General features: G+C 62.9%; 13 protein-coding genes and 1 pseudogene. 11 read left to right on the top strand and 3 right to left on the bottom strand.

The genetic code is table 11. The features are described 5' to 3' along the window. Positions 1-138: 138 nt before the first annotated feature. From V5F23_RS19285 to V5F23_RS19270, 4 genes and pseudogenes are all read left to right on the top strand, one after another. Positions 139-1,359: pseudogene (locus V5F23_RS19285) on the top strand (ABC transporter ATP-binding protein); the annotation flags it as partial. Continuing rightward, the gene (locus V5F23_RS19280) at positions 1,342-2,847 is read left to right on the top strand and encodes a polysaccharide pyruvyl transferase family protein (protein ID WP_338498962.1); all 1,506 of its coding nucleotides are present in this window, start codon (positions 1,342-1,344) and stop codon (positions 2,845-2,847) included. The pseudogene V5F23_RS19285 and the gene V5F23_RS19280, both read left to right, overlap by 18 nt. Next, positions 2,847-3,533: a 2OG-Fe(II) oxygenase family protein gene (locus V5F23_RS19275; protein ID WP_338496124.1), complete on the top strand. Its 687-nt coding sequence runs from the start codon at positions 2,847-2,849 to the stop codon at positions 3,531-3,533. Before V5F23_RS19280 ends, V5F23_RS19275 begins: the two co-directional genes overlap by 1 nt. Further along, positions 3,526-5,658: a glycosyltransferase gene (locus V5F23_RS19270; protein ID WP_338496121.1), complete on the top strand. Its 2,133-nt coding sequence runs from the start codon at positions 3,526-3,528 to the stop codon at positions 5,656-5,658. Before V5F23_RS19275 ends, V5F23_RS19270 begins: the two co-directional genes overlap by 8 nt. 7 nt (positions 5,659-5,665) lie before the next feature. Here V5F23_RS19270 and V5F23_RS19265 read toward each other — a convergent pair whose 3' ends face one another. Together V5F23_RS19265 and V5F23_RS19260 are read right to left on the bottom strand one after the other, a co-directional pair. After that, a complete protein-coding gene (locus V5F23_RS19265) occupies positions 5,666-6,469 on the bottom strand; it encodes an NAD(P)-dependent oxidoreductase (protein ID WP_338496118.1) in 804 nt (267 codons plus the stop codon). A gap of 50 nt (positions 6,470-6,519) precedes the next feature. Beyond that, a complete protein-coding gene (locus V5F23_RS19260) occupies positions 6,520-7,479 on the bottom strand; it encodes a glycosyltransferase family 2 protein (RefSeq protein ID WP_338496116.1) in 960 nt (319 codons plus the stop codon). Between the two features lie 387 nt (positions 7,480-7,866). On the opposite strand from V5F23_RS19260, the gene V5F23_RS19255 reads away from it, so the two are divergent. The 6 genes from V5F23_RS19255 to V5F23_RS19230 all read left to right on the top strand — a co-directional run bounded on the left by V5F23_RS19255 (position 7,867) and on the right by V5F23_RS19230 (position 12,590). Further along, positions 7,867-10,056 carry a response regulator gene (locus V5F23_RS19255; RefSeq protein ID WP_042729289.1) on the top strand — a complete coding sequence of 730 codons (2,190 nt, stop codon included), beginning with the start codon at positions 7,867-7,869 and terminating at the stop codon, positions 10,054-10,056. A 155-nt stretch (positions 10,057-10,211) separates the two neighbouring features. Beyond that, positions 10,212-10,397, top strand: a complete 186-nt coding sequence (locus tag V5F23_RS19250) for a hypothetical protein (RefSeq protein WP_042729288.1) — start codon at positions 10,212-10,214, stop codon at positions 10,395-10,397. Positions 10,398-10,896: 499 nt separating this feature from the next. After that, positions 10,897-11,055: a hypothetical protein gene (locus V5F23_RS19245; RefSeq protein ID WP_172679709.1), complete on the top strand. Its 159-nt coding sequence runs from the start codon at positions 10,897-10,899 to the stop codon at positions 11,053-11,055. 30 nt (positions 11,056-11,085) lie between these two features. After that, a complete protein-coding gene (locus tag V5F23_RS19240) occupies positions 11,086-11,247 on the top strand; it encodes a hypothetical protein (RefSeq protein WP_338496111.1) in 162 nt (53 codons plus the stop codon). 92 nt (positions 11,248-11,339) lie between these two features. Continuing rightward, the gene (locus V5F23_RS19235) at positions 11,340-11,711 is read left to right on the top strand and encodes a hypothetical protein (RefSeq protein WP_053146253.1); all 372 of its coding nucleotides are present in this window, start codon (positions 11,340-11,342) and stop codon (positions 11,709-11,711) included. Positions 11,712-11,894: 183 nt separating this feature from the next. Next, positions 11,895-12,590: an HAD-IA family hydrolase gene (locus tag V5F23_RS19230; protein WP_053146256.1), complete on the top strand. Its 696-nt coding sequence runs from the start codon at positions 11,895-11,897 to the stop codon at positions 12,588-12,590. Positions 12,591-12,660: 70 nt separating this feature from the next. On the opposite strand, the gene V5F23_RS19225 is transcribed toward V5F23_RS19230, so the two are convergent. Further along, entirely contained in the window at positions 12,661-13,407 is a 747-nt protein-coding gene (locus V5F23_RS19225) for a 3-oxoacyl-ACP reductase family protein (protein ID WP_338496107.1), read from the bottom strand. A gap of 126 nt (positions 13,408-13,533) precedes the next feature. Here V5F23_RS19225 and V5F23_RS19220 point away from each other — a divergent pair, with 126 nt between their 5' ends. Continuing rightward, a complete protein-coding gene (locus tag V5F23_RS19220; protein WP_338496105.1) occupies positions 13,534-14,457 on the top strand; it encodes a LysR family transcriptional regulator in 924 nt (307 codons plus the stop codon). Positions 14,458-14,534: the final 77 nt, after the last annotated feature.

The following is a 14,534-nucleotide window of genomic DNA, read 5'->3' as shown; positions in this document are numbered from 1 at the left end:
GAATTAATTGTCGGCGCCACGCACGCAAGGCTTTTTTTTCGTGGCGTCTGTGCTTAACTGCCCGCAACGTCCTGTTACAGCGCATGTTCCTGCACGCCGGTACAAACGGCAGTGATTCACGGATGGGTCTTTTTGCCGATGTCGAATGAAGTGGCGATCAACGCCGAAAACCTGAGCAAGTGCTACCAGATCTACGATGCACCCAAGGACCGCCTGTTGCAGATGGTGATGCGTGGCAAGAAGCGCTTCTATCGCGAGTTCTGGGCGCTCAACGATGTCTCCCTGAGCGTCGCCAGGGGAGAGACCGTCGGCATCATCGGCCGCAACGGCAGTGGCAAGTCGACGTTGCTCCAACTGATCTGCGGGACACTGATGCCGACCCACGGCAGTGTCCGGGGCAACGGCCGGATCGCGGCATTGCTGGAGCTGGGAGCCGGTTTCAATCCGGAGTTCACCGGGCGCGACAACGTCTACATGAACGCCGCCGTGCTGGGTTTGAGCCGCGCGGAAATTGACGCGCGCTTCGAGGACATCCTGGCCTTCGCCAACATCGGCGACTTTATCGACCAGCCGACCAAGATCTATTCCAGCGGCATGCTGGTGCGCCTGGCCTTCGCCGTTTCCGTCGGCGTGGAGCCCGATATCCTGATCGTCGACGAGGCCCTGGCCGTCGGTGATGCGTCCTTCCAGTTCAAGTGCCTGAGCCGCCTGGAAGAGCTGACCGCCAAGGGCACCACGTTGCTGTTCGTCTCCCATGACATGAGCATGGTCAAGCGGTTCTGCCACCGGGTCATCTACCTGCGCGAAGGCCAGGTGGTCGCCAGCGGCGCGCCGGACGAAATGGCCGAGCTGTACCTGCTCGACATGCGTGACGAGCAGCGTCGCTGGGCCAGCGGCGGGGTCATACCGGTGACCCGCAAGCCCTTCATGGGCGGCCTGGACGGCATCGCGTTCGGCACCGAGGAAGGGCGCATCACGACGGCCTGCTTCACCGATACCCAGGAGCTTACCTCCAGCTACTTGTATGGGAACGACATCGAGATTCGCGTGGAGGCAGTGCTGCATGAGTCGATTCGCCAGCCCAACATCAGCTTCACCATCCAGGAGGCGCGGTTGCTGGTCATCGGTGGGGCGAACTTTGCCTTGCCGATGGGCCCCGTCGAAAATGGCTGGCGACGGGCGGCGATCAACGTGCGCTTCCCGGCCAATCTCGCCGCGGGGCGCTACCATGTGACCCTGAAGCTGTTGCACGGGGTGACCGAAGACACCTCGCAATTGATCGAAAAACAGGTCGCGCCGCTGGCGTTCGACGTGTTGCCCAGCGCCCGCCATTTCCTCGGCATGGTCGACCTGGGCCTGCACAGCGTTGGCCCCGGTGCGCAAGCGTGCCTGGCCGAGGACAAACTCAAGGAGCGTGACGCGTTGACCGAGCCCACCCGCAAGCCCGACTGGCAGGTCGCGATATTCGGCACCTTCGATGTCGAGAATTACGGTGACCTGTTGTTTCCCATCCTCGCCGAGGCGGAGTTGGCCCGGCGCTTGGGCAACGTCCACCTGCATCGGTTTTCCTATCACGCCAAGACTCCGGCCGAGTGGCCCTATGCGGTGACCTCGCTGACCGAGCTGCCCCGTGTTGCCGAGGACCTGGACGGCGTGCTGATCGGCGGTGGGTTCCTGATCCGTTTTGACAAGGTCGTCGCCCCTGGCTATGGCCCGACGACCACGGACATCCATCACCCCACGGGGTACTGGCTCACGCCGGCGCTGGTCGGGTTGCAGCATGGGATCCCGGTCCTGTGGAATGCCCCAGGGATGCATTGCAATCATGTTCCCGACTGGGCCAGGCCGCTGTTGACCATGGCCCTGGAGCAAAGTCGGTACGTGCGCGTGCGCGATGTACCGACCCGCGATGCCCTGGCCGCCTTGACCTCGCGGGCCGAGATCGACGTGCTGCCGGACACCGCCTTCGGCCTGCCGCGCCTGATCGATGAGCAGCAGCCTTCCCCAGCGTTCGTGCAACTGCGCGAACAGGCGGGGTTGGACCGGCCGTACATCGTGATCCACGCCATTCATGTGGTCGAGTCGTTCGTCCGGTTGTTCGAAGAGCATCCCCAGGCATTCGAGGGTTATCGCTTCCTGGTCGTCCCCATCGGCCCGGTGCTGGGCGACGACCCGTCGGTCATTGCCGCACGCCTGCCGGGGGCCGTCACCTTGCCGTTCTGGCCGCAACCGCTGTTGATGGCCGAGATACTCAGCCAGGCGCAAGCGGTGATCGGGCACAGTTATCACCTGGCGATCAGCGCGCTGGCGTTCGGGGTCCCGGTGTTTTGCTCGGCGGACCTGACCACGGGCAAGTACACGGCCCTGGCTGAGTTCGACTCGCTCCATGCGTTGCCCGACGTGGCGACGATCGATCCCCAGTGGTTTCTCTCGCGCGTTGGCAAAACGGCCCCGTCGCCGGCGGCGCGCGCAGCGGCGGACACCCTGGTGGCGCATTGGGACCGGGTGGCCGACATCATTCGCCAGGGCCGCACGGCGTCCAGGCCGGCGCTGGGCGCGTTTTTGCAGCACCTGCCCAATCTGCTCGAAGGAGCCGCCGAGCGCGGCGCTGCCCCGCATGCCCAGTGCGCGCCGGAGCCGATCACGCCTCGGGTCGTCGCTCCAGTCCCCGGCCCGTCGGCCCAGGAAGTTGCCCAGCAGGCGCTTATTTCCCAGCTCAGCCAGCAACTGGCGTCGAGTAATGCTAGGGTTCTGCAACTAGAAGGTTCCAGTTCGTTCCGAATGACCGCACCACTGCGCTCCATTGCCCGTGGTATCCGAAAACTGACAGCGACCCAGAATAAATAATGCTAGAACTTTTTCGCCTCGAATCGACTGCACTGAAGTCCTATCCATTCTCCTGGGCTGAAATCGCGAATCTGTATTCGGCCAAGGACGCCGCGGCGTTGGCCGAGACCTTTCCCCATGATCACTTCAAGACCGTGAGTGGCTATGGCGGCGAGAAAAACTATGACTACGAGGCGCGGGCATTGGTGGAGATGGGCACCCAGACCATCGCCTTTGCCGAGTCACTGAGCGATGTCTGGCTGAAACTGGCCCGGGACCTGGGTTCGGCGCCTTATCGCGAAGCCATGTCGCGATTGACCGGGATCGACCTGCGCAGCGTACCGATGGAGGTCAATGTCTTTCACTACGGCCTGGGTGCCAGCCTCGGTGCACACCCGGATCTCCCGGACAAGCTGGTGACCCATATCCTCTATTTCAACGAGTCCTGGAACCGTGACGACGGCGGTTGCCTGCAAATCCTGAGCAGCAACGACCCCACCGCCGTGGTGGCCGAGATCGAGCCCCTGGTGGGCAATTCGGCGGTCCTGGTGCGTTCGGCCAATTCCTGGCATGCCGTGTCGCGGGTGGTGGGCAACTGCAACGCCTCGCGCCGCAGCCTGACGGCAACGTTCTATCGCCCTGGCTCCGTCAGTTCCATGTGGCCGCAAGGTGAGACGCCGGCGTTGCATGGCTACCCACGTGCATAAGCCCGACAGCAAGTTGGCCGAGCGCGAGGGTGTCGTGGCCCAACGGGATGCCGCCCTTCATGAACGCGATATCGCCCTGGCGAAAGTCGACTTCCTGCAGAAGACCAGTTCCTGGCGTTTTACCCAACCGCTGCGCACGCTTGCCCAGTTGCTGCGCTATGGCTTTGCCGCCCGGCGAGACCCGCCCAAGCTGATGGAAGCCATCGTGCGCCCGGCCGGGCAGGAGCTGTGGCCGATACCCGAGGTTGAACCGGACTTCGAGGCCTCGGGGCGCCTGGACATCCTCTGTTTCGCCAACATCGCCTGGGCGGCGCGATTCCAGCGGCCGCAGCAGTTGATGAGCCAGTTCGCGCAGCAGGGCTACCGGGTGTTCTATGTCGTGCCGTCCAGCGTGCCCGAACAGGGCCAGCCCTATCTGCTGACTGCCGTGGCGCCGAATGTCTATGAGGTCGCGCTGCAACGCGACACCCAGGACAAGTACTACGAAACCACGCTCTCGCCCCAGGGCGTCGAGCTTTATCGGCAGGCCCTGGCCGCGCTGGCGGCCGATTGGCAGATAAAGACGGCGCTCTCGGTGATCCACCTGCCTTACTGGAGCCCGTTGGCACTGGCATTGCGCGCCGAGCGTGGCTGGCGGATCCAGTACGACTGCATGGACGACTGGGACGGTTTTCCGAACATCGGCGAACCGCTGCTCAGAGAAGAGCAGACCCTGGTGGCCGAGGCCGACCTGGTGACGGTGTCTTCCGCCTTGCTGCACGAAAAATGGTGCGCCAGTACCGCCCGGTGCGTATTGGTCAGGAACGCCGTGGATTTCAACTTTTTCCATCAGCATTGTTTCGCCAATGACGTGCTGGAAGGGCTCGTCGGCCCTGTCATTGGCTACTATGGCGCCTTGGCGCAGTGGCTGGATTTTCCCCTGCTGGCGGCCTTGGCGGACCGGCGACCGGAGTGGAACTTCGTATTCCTGGGCGATGTGTTCGTCGACGACATGGCAGGCCTGGAGCACAAGCCCAACGTGCATCTGCTGGGCATCAGGCCCTACACCCAAATGCCTTTGTACCTGCATCATTTCGATGCCTGCCTGATCCCTTTCCGGCTCTATAACGTGACGCATGCGGTAGACCCGGTGAAGTTCTACGAGTACATCAGTGCCGGCAAACCGGTGGTTTCCACGCCGCTCAAGGAAATGAGCCTCTATGAGGACGTTTTGTATTTCGCCACCGGTGTCGATGAGTTCGTCGCCCAGCTCGAGCGGGCACTGGCCGAGCGCGATCTGGCCACCTACAAGAAACGCCTCGAGCTGGCCCGGGCTAATGATTGGAAGGATCGATTCGCCGCCACGCAACAGGCGATGGTGGCGCTGCACGAAAAAGTCTCCATCGTGGTGGTCACCTACCACAACCTCGCGCTGACGGTTCAATGCATCAACAGCCTCTTGCGCAACACCACCTGGCCCCACTACGAACTGGTGGTGGTCGATAACGGTTCTGACGATGGCACCCGTGACTACCTGGAGCGCCTGCACCAGCACGTGCCGTGGGTGAAGATCATCCTCAACGACGAGAACCGCGGCTTTGCGGCGGCCAACAATCAGGGTTTGAGGCAAGCCGACGGCGACATTCTCGTGCTGCTCAACAATGACACCGTGGTTCCCAAGGGATGGCTGGACCCGCTGGTCGGTCATTTGCGCGATCCCGCTATCGGCCTGGTCGGCCCTGTCACGAATGCCGTGGGCAACGAAGCGAAGGTCCCGGTGAGCTATACCGACATGGCGCGGATGCAGCGTTTCGCCGATGAGTACAGGGCCGCCCATGCGGGGCAGTGTTTCGACATCGCGATGCTTGCCATGTTTTGCGTCGCCTTGCGCAGGGACGTCCTCGAGGCCGTGGGGTGGCTGGACGAAGCTTTCGGCATCGGCATGTTCGAGGACGATGACTACAGTCGCCGTGTCCAGGAAAAGGGCTACCGCACCGTCTGCGCCGAAGATGCGTTCATCCATCATTACGGGCAGGCTTCGTTTCGAAAACTGATCGCCAGTGGCGAGTACCAGGCCCTCTGGGATAAGAACCAGGCGTACTTCGAAAGCAAATGGGGACGCTGGCAGGCCCACGTGCAGCGCTGAAATGGCGTCAGCGCCCGGGCAGGTCCTCGTGGGTCAAGTGGAACGGCCTGGGCGAAAAGCCCAGTCGATCGCGGGCGAGCGAGTGGTCAAACACCAGGTCCTGGTTCATGCGCTGCACCAGCGCGCTTGAAAGGTGCCGGTAACGCGGCAGGCAGCGCATCAGCGAAACCGCCATGCCCAACGCCGGGGCGGGCAGGGGCAGGGTGCGTTCCGGGCGCTCCAGGGCCTGGAAGATCCGGCTGACCATGGCGTGGTAGGGCAGCGTTTCGCCTCCCGAGAGGTTGTAGCCGCCACTGGGCAGGTCGTCGATACTCATCGCGGCCAGGCACGCCTGGACCACGTCGTCGCCGTGCACCGGCTGGCGCAACCCGACACTGCCACCGACGAGCGGGAAGCAGCCGAAGCGCTGGATGAACCGCGCCACTTGCGCAACGCTCTTGTCACGGCCCAGCCCATAGACCAGCGTCGGTCGCAGAACGACCCACTCGATCCCTCGTGCCGTTGCCCATCGTTCAAGGTGCGTTTCGGCATCGACCAGACGTTGTGCTATGTCCCTTTCCCTGGGATCCGGTGACATCGCCTTGGCGAAGCGGCTCGTGGAGGACAAGACAACGATGCGCTTGAGCTGGGTGTCGGCCAGGCGTTGCAGATAGTCCGGCAGAACCCAGAGGGGCGCCAAGGACAGGCATGCATCCAGCACCAGCCCTTGCCAGTCATCGGTGTGTCGCCAGCCGGCGCCAGGCAGCGGTGTGTTGGGCAGCGCTCGGGTAAAGGGGGTCACGGCATGACCCGCGTGGCCCAGCAGCGCCATGGCACGCTCACCCCATACGCTGGAAGCTCCCAACAGGCCGACGCGCAACTTCAGGCGCCTGCCAGTCGTTTCAAGGCCTTCACCAGTCGGCTGGCAGCGTGACGGCAGACCATCAGGCCGAATCGGAACCAGACGCCAACGACCACGCTGACCCACAGAAACGCCGAGTACTTCTGGCGAAAAAACTTGCCATAGAACCGCAGGATGCCCTGGTGCTTGTGCCACTCGACGAAATACGGACGATGCCGGCTGCAGCCGCCGAACACATGCATGACCCGGGCATCCGGTACGAACAGGACGTTCCAGCCGGCCTGGCGAAAACGCATGCACCAGTCCAGGTCCTCGCAATGCAGGAAGTACTGCTCATCCCATGGCCCGACGCTCTCGATGGCCTCGCGCCTGACCAGCATGCACGCGCCGGAGATGGCTTCGACGACGACGGGGGCGGCCGGTAGCGGCTCTTTATGGAGCAGGAAGTCGGAACAGGCCGAGGGAAAGATTGTGGCCATACGTGAGAGCCCGAAGGCCCGCATGAACGCCCGTCGTGGGGTGGGGAATACCCGACGGCCACCGGGTTGTTCACTGCCGTCCGGATTACACAGAAAGCCGCCAACCATCCCGATCCCCGGTGAGCTGTGCAGCGCCAGCAGCAGGCGGTCTATGGCGTCGACGGCCAGCACCGTGTCCGGGTTCAGGAAAAACACATTGGGTGCCGTCGTCAGGCGTGCACCCTGGTTGCACGCGACGGCGAAGCCGAGGTTGGCGGTGTTCTTCACGATCTGGAGCGAGCGGCCGCTGCCGTAGGCGCTTTGCAGCCTGGCCAGGCTGTCGTCGCGGGAGTCGTTGTCCACCACGATGACCCGGGCTGCACCCGCGGCTAAGACCGAATCGACACACTCAACCAACAGTTTTCCCGCGTTGTAATTGACGATGACCACATCACACTCATCGCGTCGAGGTGTCTTGTGCCGCTCATCCGTGGCGGCCAGTTGCACTGCTTCCAACTTCATCACTCCGTTTGCCGGGCTGCGGCACTGATAGGGAAGCTACGTCCAGGTAGCGCGCAGGAACAGGGGCCAATAGGGGTTGGATCTCCGGGATCTGCGAAAGGTGCCATCGTATCAACACCTGTCTTTTTCTGTTGCGAAATAAGACGTTGCACGGACGGCTGATGGGACGGCAGGTTTGCTCCCTGGGTTCATTGGGCAGAATGTTTCCACTGAACGTGTAGGACTTGGCTGTAGGTTTGTGCGCCGTTTCACCCAGGAATCGCGAAGGGTGGCGCGTTGTATTCCACAATACAATCGCGCATTCGAACCCGGCACGGGATAATACGGGCCGGTATGGAGTCTCAAGCGCTCCCTGATGGCAATTGCAGTACGCAAGGATCGAACGCAATGACAGATTGGCTGCAGAGCTACGGAGAGATGGCCGAACGGGTGCGCCGCCATGATTGGGACAACACGTCGCTCGGACCACCGAAACAGTGGCCCGATGTGTTGAAGACGACCGTTGCGCTGAGCCTTGCCTCGCATTTTCCCCAGGCCATTATCTGGGGCCCAGACCTGATCACGCTGTACAACGATGCCTTCCTGCCCATCCTGGGAAACAAGCCCGAGGCCTTGGGGCGGGGGTTCGATGAGGTGTGGCGGGAAGTCTGGAGCGATATCAGCCCCATTGTGCGGGCCGCCTTCGAGGGGCAGGCCACCTACATCGAGAACTTTCCCCTGGTCATCGAGCGCGGGGGCGGCCCGGAACAGGCCTACTTCACCTTCTGCTACAGCCCTATTCGCGACCAGTTCGGCAAGGTCGTGGGCATGGTCGACACCGTCACCGAGACCACCTCCACGGTGTTCATGACCCAGCGCCTGGCCGTGCTGGATGCCATTGGTAACGCGGTGGCCAATGCCACCGACCCGCAGGTCATCATGGCCACCACCACGCGCATCCTGGCGGCGCACCTGAACCTGTCCAACTGCGCCTATGCCGACGTGGACGAGGACGAGGACGGTTTCACGATCCGCGGTGACTGGGCCCGTGCGGGATCGCCGCATATTCTGGGACATTATCGCCTGGCCGATTTCGGTCGGCTGGCGGTCGGCAACCTGCGCGCCGGCAAGCCGTTGGTGATCAACGACAACCAGGTGGAGCTGGCACCGGAAGAAGCGGCGACCTTCCAGGCGATTGGCATTGCCGCGACCATCTGCGTCCCGTTGATCAAGAACGGGCGTTTGACGGCGCTCATGGCGATCCACGATAACAACCCGCGCGTCTGGTCCTCCAACGACCTGGCGCTGTTGATGGAAGTCACCGAGCGATCCTGGGCCCACATCGAGCGCTCTCGGGCGGACGCCGCGGTGCGTGAAGGCCTGGCCGCACTGGCTGAGCTCAATGCAACGCTGGAACAGCGGGTCGAAGAGCGCACCACACGGCTAAAACAGACCGAGGCGGCGCTGCGCCAGTCCCAGAAGCTCGAGGCCATTGGTCAGCTCACCGGCGGCGTGGCCCACGACTTCAACAACCTGCTGACGATCATTCGCTCTTCGGTCGATTTCCTGCGCATGCCCAACCTGTCCGAAGAGCGTCGGCAACGGTACATGACCGCGGTCTCCGAGACGGTGGAGCGCGCCGCGAAACTGACCAGCCAGTTGCTCGCGTTTGCCCGGCGCCAGCCGCTGAAGCCGGAAGTCTTCGAGGTGGGCAAGCAGGTGCAGAGCCTGGGTGACATGCTGGAAACCGTCACCGGCGCGCGAATTCAGGTCAAGGTCGAGCTGTGCGGGCGTCCTTGCTACATTCGCGCCGACCTGAGCCAGTTCGAAACGGCCCTGATCAACATGGCGCTCAATGCCCGGGACGCCATGGACGGGCAGGGCACGCTGTGCCTCAGGCTTCATTGCGGCAACGGCATGCCCCCCATCCGCGGTCACGCCGGGGCCCGGCAAGCGTTTGCCGCCATTGCCCTGGCGGACACCGGCACCGGCATCGCGACGCACGTGCTCGAACACATCTTCGAGCCGTTCTTCACCACCAAGGAAGTGGGCAAGGGCACCGGGTTGGGGTTGTCCCAGGTGTTCGGTTTCGCCAAGCAGTCAGGCGGCAACGTCGATGTCTCCACCGTCGTCGGCGGCGGCACGGTGTTTACCTTGTACCTGCCGGAAGTGGAGGCCGAGGACGTTCAAGAGCCTGGCCGGGAAGAGGTCACCCAGATGGTGCTGGAAAAAGGCACCCGGCGCGTGCTGGTCGTGGAAGACAACCTGGAAGTGGGGCGTTTTGCCAACCAGATCCTCCAGGACCTGGGTTATGAAACGGCCTGGGCTACCAACGCCGAGCAGGCGCTGGAAATGGTGGGGCCGGATGCGATGGCCTTCGATGCGATCTTTTCGGACGTGGTCATGCCGGGCATCAGCGGGATCACCTTGGCCAAGGAGCTGCGCGCGCGCCGTCCGGACTTGCCGGTGGTCCTGACGTCCGGCTACAGCGAAGAGCTGGCGCTGAAGGGGCATGAAGGCTTCGAGTTCTTGCCCAAACCTTACTCGGCCGACCAGGTTTCGCGGATTTTACATCGCACCCTGCTGGGCTCCGAATGACCGTTTCCTTTCTGAAACAGTGAGTTCCATTCGTCGGTGAAGGGCGTTATCGGACTGTCAGTCTGTTGCTGACCGACTAGTCTGAAGCGCGTAGGGCCGATATTTTCCAGGCAATGGTTGTTGCCGGTATGGGCCTCGATGAAAGGGGAATGGCAATGGGAGCAGCGTACAGCGAGGACAATGCAGCCGTGTATCCGATCAACGAAGGGCTGCAGTGTGGTCAGTCGGCCTATCGGTCGGACTTTGGCGATGAACCGATCAAGTCCATCAGAACCAAGGTGTCGAAGGTGCAGCGAGGCGAAAAAGCCAAGTTCCTGCCCAGGATCCCGGTCAAGAAGTAACCGTGCAGCCCCGTTATCGAACGGTAATGCTGTTCACTTGACGTTTATCACTTGTCGTGGCGAGGGAGCTTGCTCCCGCTGGAGCGCGCAGCGGTCCCAAGCTTTTGGGGCTGCTGCGCAGCCCAGCGGGAGCAAGCTCCCTCGCCACGGGGCCGGTGACGTTCTTACCTTAAGTGAGCGGTATTACGTTATCGAACGGGGCTTTTTGTTGAGTTGCCGAAAATATTTTTCATCTTTTTTCAACGGAGTGTTTCTTTCACGTTTCTTTCACAAGCGGGCACGTAGGCTGAACTCATCCGTTAGAAAGCAGTACCTGCCCGTTTCCCCAGCGGGCTTTTTTTTGCCTGTCATAAAACGACGGCCTTCCCAGCGGCAAGAAGCACGAGAGAAAGCGCCGCTTGGCCCCACTGTTTTGCATCTGAGCACCTGAAATCATCCGGAACGTTTAGCGTTCTCTCGCCTCGAATTGTTACATCCATCAACAATTGCGAGGTGTGCCATGACCCCGGAAACCGAAGGCAAGGAAGAAAAAGGCCCGTCGGGCCTTCCTTTCGTCAATGACCCGGGCAATGAAGACCCCGGTTCGCTGATGGACGACGCCCAGGTCCCGCTGATCGACGACGAAGACGCCGAGCTTGAGGATGAGTCCTACGATTGAGGCGGGTTCGATCCGCCTCTGGAGGCTGTCATGACTGCCGATTCGCCCGCGCCCGATGACGAAACCCCGGAGTACCCGCTGCCATCACCCACCAATCCGCTGAGTCGCGACCAGCTTCCGCCCGATGATGACGCGGCGGCAGAACAGGCGCCTCCCGAGGACGATGATGACGGCGTGGCCGGGCTGGGCTGATCAGCCCGGTCCACCGCCTGTCGATCCGACGGCACCATCAGCGTGCTGCCCTTGCCACACATCAGGTAAGTACCTCGAAAAGGAGACTCACCATGATGAAGTCCAATCTCACAGCGCTGACACTCGCCGGGATTCTTTCGGCCAGCTCCCTGAGCGTTTTCGCCCAGTCCTCAAGCGACAACCCGCCCGTGGACAAGGGTGGCATGCCACCGTCCACCCAGATGAACGCTGACGCCAACGGCAATGCCTTGCCACCGGGCTCCGTGAGCGGCGGCAATGGCGGTGACGCCAGTGGCAGCAGCACCAGCCCTGGCACCGGCGGCGGTTCGACCAGCGGCAGCAGCACCATGGGCGGTGATTCGGCCGGCGCCAGCACCAGTGGCGGCACAGGCACCAGCGACAGCGGGGGCAGCGGTGGCGGCTCGGGCGGCTCGGGCGGTGGCTCGGGCGGTTCCGGCCAGTAACCGTTAACGCCCTTCAACTGCGAGGCCGCCCGTAGGAGCCAGCTCCCATGGGCGGTATCGTCGATTACCCGTTGCCTGCTCCAAGCCCCCCTCGTTATGCTGCTGAATCCTTTAAGGCGAATACCTTCCCTGGCCGCACCTGAGCCATCCCTGGAATGTTGTGTTGATAACGGATCAGATGCGATGAATGCACCGCTGAAAGAGTTTGGCCCGATCAAGGCTGTGATTTTCGACATGGATGGGTTGTTGCTGGACACCGAGGGCATCTACACCGAGGTCACCTCCATCATCGCCGAGCGCTACGGGCGTACGTTCGACTGGAGCGTCAAGCAGAACATCATCGGCCGCGGCGCTGGCGACCTGGCCCGCTATGTGGTCCAGGCCCTGGAGCTGCCGATCACCCCCGAAGAGTTCCTGGTGATTCGCGAGCCGCTGATGCGCGAGCGTTTCCCCCATGCCCTGGCAATGCCGGGGGCCGAGGAACTGGTGCGGCACCTGAAGGCCAGCGGCGTGCCCATCGCGGTGGGCACCAGCTCCTCGCGGCACACCTTCGCCTTGAAAACCACCCTGCACCGGGACTGGTTCGCGTTGTTCGACTTCATTGTCACGGCGGATGACCCGCAAGTGGGCGCCGCGAAACCGGCCCCCGATATTTTCCTCGTCGCGGCCCGTCGCCTGGGCGTCGCCCCGGCGGATTGCCTGGTGTTCGAGGATTCTCCATTTGGCGTGACGGCTGCGAAGGCGGCCGGCATGACCGCCATCGCGATCCCGGACCCGGCCATGGCGGATGAAAAATACGCCCATGCCGACGGGATCATTCGCTCGTTGAAGATGTTCCAGCCAGGCCTTTGCGGTTTGCCCGAGCTGGAATGGGCCTGACGGGACAGCGCGAGACAGCAGGACGCCGGTCAAGGTCGATAACCTTGACCGGCGTTTTTTCATGCCTCGATCAAGCCCCGAAGCCGCCGTCGATGGTCAGGCTGGCCCCGGTGATATAGGCCGCTTCCGGGCCCGCCAGATAGGCCACGAAGCTGGCGATTTCATCCACGTTGCCGTAGCGCCCGATCGCCATCAGCGACAGCAGGCTGGAGGCGAAGTCGCTGTCGGCCGGGTTCATGTCGGTGTCCACCGGGCCGGGCTGCACGTTGTTGACCGTGATACCGCGGGGCCCGAGGTCGCGTGCCAGGCCTTTGGTCAGGCCCACCAGGGCGGATTTGCTCATGGCGTAGGCGGCGCCGCCGGCAAAGGGCATGCGATCGGCGTTGGTGCTGCCGATGTTGATCACCCGGCCACCCTCGCTCATGTGGCGCGCGGCGGCTTGCGTGGCGACGAACACACTGCGCACGTTGATGGCCAGGGTCCGGTCGAAATCCTCGAGATTGAATTCTTCCACCGGCCCCATGGCCAGGACGCCGGCGTTGTTGACCAGGATGTCCAGCCCGCCGAAGGCCTCGGCGGTGGCGGCGACGGCATCGCGAATGGCCTCGGCGTCGGCGCTGTCGGCCTTGATGGCCAGGGCCTTGCCGCCCGCTGCGATGATGCTGTGTTGCAGCTCTTCAGCCTTGGCGGCCGAGCTGACGTAGGTGAACGCCACGGCGGCGCCCTCGGCGGCCAGGCGTTTGACGATGGCGGCGCCGATGCCGCGAGAACCGCCCTGGACCAGGGCCACTTTACCGTTCAGTGCTTGCGTGTTCATGGTGTTCTCCAAAAGGTGCCGGGGCGAGATGCCGCGGTGATGGGGAGGAGTATCGACATCGCGTCGTAGGTTGTGTAGACCGCCCTTGCTATAGTCTGTGTAAACCAAAAGTTTGGAATGGCGCCCATGGAAACATTTAGTAGTATCGAATGCTTCGTCCGCAGCGCCGAGGTCGGCAGCTTCGCCGAAGCGGCGCGCCGCTTGAGCCTGACCCCGGCGGCAGTGGGTAAGAACGTGGCCAAGCTTGAGGCGCGGTTGGGCGTGCGGCTGTTCCAGCGTAGCACTCGTCGACTGACGCTGACGGAAGCCGGCCAGTTGTTCCTGAGCGAAGTGAGCGGCAGCCTGCACACCATCCAGAACGCCGTCGCCAACCTCGCCAGTGCGGGCGGACAACCGGCGGGTACGCTGAAGGTGAGCATGGGCACGGCGTTCGGCCGTTTGTACGTGGTGCCGTTGCTGGGCAGTTTTCTACGGCGCTACCCGGCGATCAATCCCGATTGGCATTTCGATAATCGGCAAGTGGACCTGATCGGCCAGGGCTTCGATGCGGCCATCGGCGGTGGCTTCGAGCTGCCCCAAGGGGTGGTGGCGCGCAAGCTGGCGGTGGCGCATCGAGTGCTGGTGGCCTCCAGGGATTATCTGCAGGACCATGCCGCGGTGATCGAGCCGGACGATCTGGCGCACCATCAGGGCATCCTGATCCGTTCACCGCAGACCGGGCGCGTCCGTTCCTGGCAACTGACCCATCGCAGCGGGCAGCACAGCCCGCTCGTGCTCAAGGCGCGCATGACCATGAGCGACTCGGAGGCCGACTGCGCCGCCGCGGCCCAAGGGTTGGGCATCGGGCTGGTAAGCATGCCGGTTGCAGTGCCTTACCTTGATTCCGGCGCGTTGTTGCGGGTCCTGCCGGACTGGTACGTCGACGATGGCAACATTTCCATTTACTACGCCGAGCACAAGTTGCTGCCGGGCAAGACCCGGGCGTTCGTGGACTTCATCATCGAGCAGTTCGCGCAGCAGGGGTTGGCGGCGCGGTTCAGTGCGGTTTGAGCCTGGCTTCAGGCCGACGTGTGCCTATCGCGAGCAAGCTCGCTCCCACATCGAACTGTGTTGATCACCGCATTTGT

The sequence above is a fragment of the Pseudomonas sp. WP18 genome, assembly GCF_036689585.1.
GTDB classification, from domain to species: domain Bacteria; phylum Pseudomonadota; class Gammaproteobacteria; order Pseudomonadales; family Pseudomonadaceae; genus Aquipseudomonas; species Aquipseudomonas chlororaphis_E.
The sequence above is the reverse complement of the archived record's forward strand: the minus strand, read 5'-3'. Positions and strand labels throughout refer to the sequence as shown.

What these genes read in the sequence shown, in the direction of transcription:
- V5F23_RS19250 (WP_042729288.1), top strand. Translation starts at nt 10,212, where the DNA reads ATGGGAGCAGCGTACAGCGAGGACAATGCAGCCGTGTATCCGATCAAC.
- V5F23_RS19225 (WP_338496107.1), bottom strand. Translation starts at nt 13,407, where the DNA reads ATGAACACGCAAGCACTGAACGGTAAAGTGGCCCTGGTCCAGGGCGGT.
- V5F23_RS19220 (WP_338496105.1), top strand. Translation starts at nt 13,534, where the DNA reads ATGGAAACATTTAGTAGTATCGAATGCTTCGTCCGCAGCGCCGAGGTC.
- V5F23_RS19280 (WP_338498962.1), top strand. Translation starts at nt 1,342, where the DNA reads ATGGTCGACCTGGGCCTGCACAGCGTTGGCCCCGGTGCGCAAGCGTGC.
- V5F23_RS19255 (WP_042729289.1), top strand. Translation starts at nt 7,867, where the DNA reads ATGACAGATTGGCTGCAGAGCTACGGAGAGATGGCCGAACGGGTGCGC.
- V5F23_RS19230 (WP_053146256.1), top strand. Translation starts at nt 11,895, where the DNA reads ATGAATGCACCGCTGAAAGAGTTTGGCCCGATCAAGGCTGTGATTTTC.
- V5F23_RS19260 (WP_338496116.1), bottom strand. Translation starts at nt 7,479, where the DNA reads ATGAAGTTGGAAGCAGTGCAACTGGCCGCCACGGATGAGCGGCACAAG.
- V5F23_RS19275 (WP_338496124.1), top strand. Translation starts at nt 2,847, where the DNA reads ATGCTAGAACTTTTTCGCCTCGAATCGACTGCACTGAAGTCCTATCCA.
- V5F23_RS19240 (WP_338496111.1), top strand. Translation starts at nt 11,086, where the DNA reads ATGACTGCCGATTCGCCCGCGCCCGATGACGAAACCCCGGAGTACCCG.
- V5F23_RS19245 (WP_172679709.1), top strand. Translation starts at nt 10,897, where the DNA reads ATGACCCCGGAAACCGAAGGCAAGGAAGAAAAAGGCCCGTCGGGCCTT.
- V5F23_RS19235 (WP_053146253.1), top strand. Translation starts at nt 11,340, where the DNA reads ATGATGAAGTCCAATCTCACAGCGCTGACACTCGCCGGGATTCTTTCG.
- V5F23_RS19265 (WP_338496118.1), bottom strand. Translation starts at nt 6,469, where the DNA reads ATGGCGCTGCTGGGCCACGCGGGTCATGCCGTGACCCCCTTTACCCGA.